Below are 3,916 nucleotides of genomic sequence, written 5' to 3' on the forward strand. Positions count from 1 at the left end.
GCGCGCCACCGTGGATGCGTCGGCGGGCACGGCTGGCGAGTTTCCTGGCGGCGACCGGGCTACGGTCCACGACCGGGGCCAACTGCTCGAAGGGAATGCCGAACAGGTCGTGCAGGACGAAGGCCAGCCGTTCGTCGGGGGTCAGCAGTTCCAGCACCACCAGCAGGGCCAGTCCCACCGAGTCGGCGGTCATCGCCCGGTGCTCGGGATCGGTGCCTTCGCCGGCGACCACCGGGTCCGGCAGGTGCGTGTCCAGCGGGGTCTCGCGGCGCAGCCGTCGTGCGCGCAGCATGTCCAGGCAGATCCGGCCGACGACCGTCGTCAGCCAGCCGGCGAGATTGTCGATGTCACCGGCCATGACGCCGGTTCCGGTGCGCGTGAGCCGCAGCCAGGCTTCCTGGACGGCGTCTTCGGCCTCGGCCGGGGAGCCGAGCGTCCGGTGGGCCACCGCTCTCAGGTGAGCGCGATGTTCCTCGAATCGCCCGGCCAGAGAGTCGTGTTCGCTCATGGTCGTCCTTCGCGTCGGCGGTCGAACGCATGACGAACGGAACGCCCTCGAGGTAACCGTGGGGGCCCGTCACATTTTCCGCGGCCCATGCGTCATGGCTCCGTCGAATCGGTGACACGACGATCGGAGCGAGGCAGAACGATGAACAGTATCGGTGTCCATGGCACGGCGGCCCCGGGTTTCGAGGCGGTACGGGAGGAATTCGCCGCCGTGGTGGCAGGGGAGGACGTCCGGGCCGGTGCGCAACTGGCGGTCTACCGGCACGGCCACCAGGTGGTCGACCTGTGGGCCGGGGACGCGGTGGCGGGCGGCACGCTGACCGGCATCTACTCCTCGACCAAGGGGGCCGCCACCCTGGTGGTGGCGCTGCTGGTGCAGGACGGCACGCTGGAACTGGACCGGCCGATCGCCCGCCACTGGCCGGAGTTCGCCGCGGTGGGCAAGGAGCGGATCAGCCTGCGGGACGTCCTGACCCACCGTTCGGGCGTGATCGGCGTCGACGGTGGCCTGACGGTGGGTGAACTGGCGGACGACCAGGTGATCGCGCGGCGGCTGGCCGGGCAGCGGCCGTACTGGCGGCCGGGCGCGGTGTACGGCTACGGCGGGTTCGTGACGTTCGCGATCGTGGGTGAGGTGGTTCGCCGGGCCACGGGCCGTTCGCTGCAGGAACACTTCGAGCAACGCGTGCGCGCACCTCATGGACTGGACCTGTACCTCGGGCTGCCGGAGGCACTGGAGGACCGGTACCGCGAGGTGCTGCCCGGGCTGGCCGGTCCGGAGGAGAGGGCCGCGTTCTGGGCGGCCGTCCCGGGACCGCACAGCATCACCGGGATCGGATACGGCCTCAATTCCACGCCGCCCCTGGATCAAGTGGCCTTCCTCAACACCCGGCAGGTGCGTGCGCTCGGCCAGGCCTCGGCCGGCGGCGTGGGCAACGCCCGCGGGCTGGCCCGGATGTACAGCGCCGCGGTCTTCGGTCTGGACGGCCGGGCCCCGCTGCTCGAACCCGGCACGCTCGGCGAGTTCGCCATGCCCCACTCGGTCGGCCGCGACCTCGTCCGGGGCGAGCAGGGACAGTACGCACTCGGATTCGAAGCCAAGGGCCTGCGCTATCCGTTCCTCGGTGCGAACGCCTTCGGCCACAGCGGGTCCGCGGGCTCGGAATCGTACGCCGACCCGCGCAGCGGCATCGCCTTCGGCTACACCCGCCGCCGCTTCTCCTTCGACTGGTCCTACCCCGAACACGACCGACTGGCCGCCGCGGTCCACCGAGCGGCCACCGCAGCCTGACGAATCCCGACATGACTTCGCACACCGAAACCACTTCCCCACAACCAAGGGCTACCCCAGCGGACCGTTCGGCGTGGGCACGGTTCAGCCGGATGAGGGCAGTTCCCGAGAGCGTTCGATTTCGGCCAGGGCGAGCTCGAAGATGCGCTGCTCGTCCTCGGTCACCGGCACGTCCGCCTTCCCGTTCTCCTCGGCGGCCTCGATCCACTCGCGGACGACGACTTCGACGAGGTCCGGCACGCCGGTGCCCAGCAGCAGTTCGACCAGCGGCCAGGCGTGCGGCGTGATGGGGAACTTCGCCGCCCGGTAGTGGGCCCTGGCTTCCTGCCAGATCTTCCGCGCCGCCGCCGGTCCCCCGACGTGGGCCGCGTCGTGGAGCAGACGGCACCAACCGGTGTCGATGCGGTCGAGACAGCCGCTGAACTCGCTGTCCCAGGGACTGATCTCGGCGACCTCGCGGAACAACGCGAGTGCCGCGGCACGATCCCCGGCCTCGTAGAGTTCGCGCGCCCGCCTCAGCTTCGCGTCGAGTCGCCCCCGTGGGGTCGTCCCGTGCTCGGCGACGTAGGCCGCCATTTCCTCCTGGTACTGCCTGTTCTCGGCCGCGCAGCTCCGGAGGTGTTCGACATACCACCACAGCTCGGCGGTCTCGTCCTCGGCGACGCCGTTGGCTTCGGCTTCCTTGAGCAGATCGGCGACCCGGCCGGTTTCTTCGTCCACGTGGTCCGGGTCGTCCCAGTCGTCCAGGTCTTCCAAACGGCTGTACGCCGCGGCGAGCGCCACGGCCCCTCTCGGGCCCACGCCGGCGGTCAGGGTGGCGACGGCGGCGGGTACGGGTGGCAGATCCATGCCCCGATGCTCGCATCGATCACGATCGCATGCTCACGGTTCGGCGGATCCGGCGAGCGCCACGGCGAGTGCGCGCCATTCGACGCGGGGCAGGCGGTCGTCGCCGGTGAGCACCTGGACGCACACGTGGTCGGCGCCCGCGTCGCGATGCGCCCGCACCCGCTCGGCGATGCCTTCCTCGCCGAAGGCGATGACCGCGTCGATCAGCCGGTCGCTCCCGCCCCCGGCGAAATCGGCGTCGGTGAACCCGAGCCGCCGCAGGTTCGCCTGGTGATGCCGGGCCTGTTCCAGGTACACCGCCGCCTCGCGGCGTGCGATGTCCCGTGCCCCCGTCGCCGTCAGCACCACCCCCTGCTCGACCGCGAGGAAGGCGTCCGGGCCGAGGACTTCCCGGGCCCGCGCCGTGTGCTCGGGCGGCACGAAGTACGGATGCGCGCCGTCGGCACGCTCCGCGGCCAGGCGCAGCATCTTCGGCCCGAGCGCGGCCAGCACGCGGCGGGGCCGCGGCGAGGCGTCCGGAATGGACAGTGCGGCGGCGTCCATCCCGTCGAGGTACTCCCGGATCGACGCGACCGGCCGGTCACCGGGAAGATGCCCGCCGAGGCCGAGCAGGAACCTCCCCGGGTAGGCCTCCGACAGCGCGCGCTGCGCCCCCGCGGTGGCCACCGGGGAACGGCGGTCGAACCTCGCGATCCCGGTGGCCACGGTGATCCGGCCCGTCGCGGCCAGCAGCAGCGCCGCCTGCGTCATCGCCTCCCGGCCCGGATACTCGCCGAACCACAGGTGGTCGAAGCCGAGTTCCTCGATCTCCGCGGCCGCCTCGCGGACCAAGGCGACCGGCTTGCCGTCGAAGGCGAAGGTCCAGATGCCGACGCTCACGCGGCCACCCCCAGCACGGCCGGGGCGATCCGCTCCAGCTGGTCCACCGCGGACACGAGATCGTCCGCGACGGGGGTGAGGAGCACGTGGTCGGCCCCCGCGTCGAGCTGTTCCCGCACGCGCCGCGCGATCGCCTCCTCGTCGCCCCAGGCCACGGCCGCGTCCACGAGCCGGTCGGTGACCCCGGCGAGATCATCGGCGTAGCCGAAGTCGCGCCACGCGCGACCGTAGGCGGCCGCCCCCTGGGTGAGGGCCATGCGGACGGTTTCCCTGGCGCGGGCCCTGGCCCGGCCGGGATCCGGTTCCAGCAGCACGGACTGGTGGGAGACGAGCAGCTTGCCGGGGCCGAGGATCTGCCGGGCGAAGGCGGTGTGGGCCAAGGGCATGAAG

The 3,916-nt window shown here is 72.0% G+C and carries 5 protein-coding genes; 1 reads left to right on the plus strand and 4 read right to left on the minus strand.

The features are described from left to right. Positions 1-508: sigma-70 family RNA polymerase sigma factor (locus tag FNH05_RS33995; protein WP_144592955.1), on the minus strand; the 508-nt coding region annotated here is incomplete at its 3' end. A gap of 141 nt (positions 509-649) precedes the next feature. On the opposite strand from FNH05_RS33995, the gene FNH05_RS34000 reads away from it, so the two are divergent. Further along, entirely contained in the window at positions 650-1,798 is a 1,149-nt protein-coding gene (locus FNH05_RS34000) for a serine hydrolase domain-containing protein (RefSeq protein WP_144592956.1), read from the plus strand. Positions 1,799-1,882: 84 nt separating this feature from the next. Here FNH05_RS34000 and FNH05_RS34005 read toward each other — a convergent pair whose 3' ends face one another. The 3 genes from FNH05_RS34005 to FNH05_RS34015 form a co-directional block, all read right to left on the minus strand. After that, positions 1,883-2,647 carry a hypothetical protein gene (locus FNH05_RS34005; protein WP_144592957.1) on the minus strand — a complete coding sequence of 255 codons (765 nt, stop codon included), beginning with the start codon at positions 2,645-2,647 and terminating at the stop codon, positions 1,883-1,885. A gap of 33 nt (positions 2,648-2,680) precedes the next feature. Further along, positions 2,681-3,526, minus strand: a complete 846-nt coding sequence (locus tag FNH05_RS34010) for a TIGR03620 family F420-dependent LLM class oxidoreductase (protein WP_144592958.1) — start codon at positions 3,524-3,526, stop codon at positions 2,681-2,683. Beyond that, a partial coding sequence (locus tag FNH05_RS34015) for an LLM class oxidoreductase (protein WP_483964242.1) occupies positions 3,523-3,916 on the minus strand: 394 nt, incomplete at its 5' end. The genes FNH05_RS34010 and FNH05_RS34015, both read right to left, overlap by 4 nt.

This window comes from Amycolatopsis rhizosphaerae (assembly GCF_007713715.1).
GTDB lineage: Bacteria > Actinomycetota > Actinomycetes > Mycobacteriales > Pseudonocardiaceae > Amycolatopsis_E > Amycolatopsis_E rhizosphaerae.

Coding starts and splice junctions, on each gene's coding strand:
- FNH05_RS34000 (WP_144592956.1), top strand. CDS start 650: ATGAACAGTATCGGTGTCCATGGCACGGCGGCCCCGGGTTTCGAGGCG.
- FNH05_RS34005 (WP_144592957.1), bottom strand. CDS start 2,647: ATGGATCTGCCACCCGTACCCGCCGCCGTCGCCACCCTGACCGCCGGC.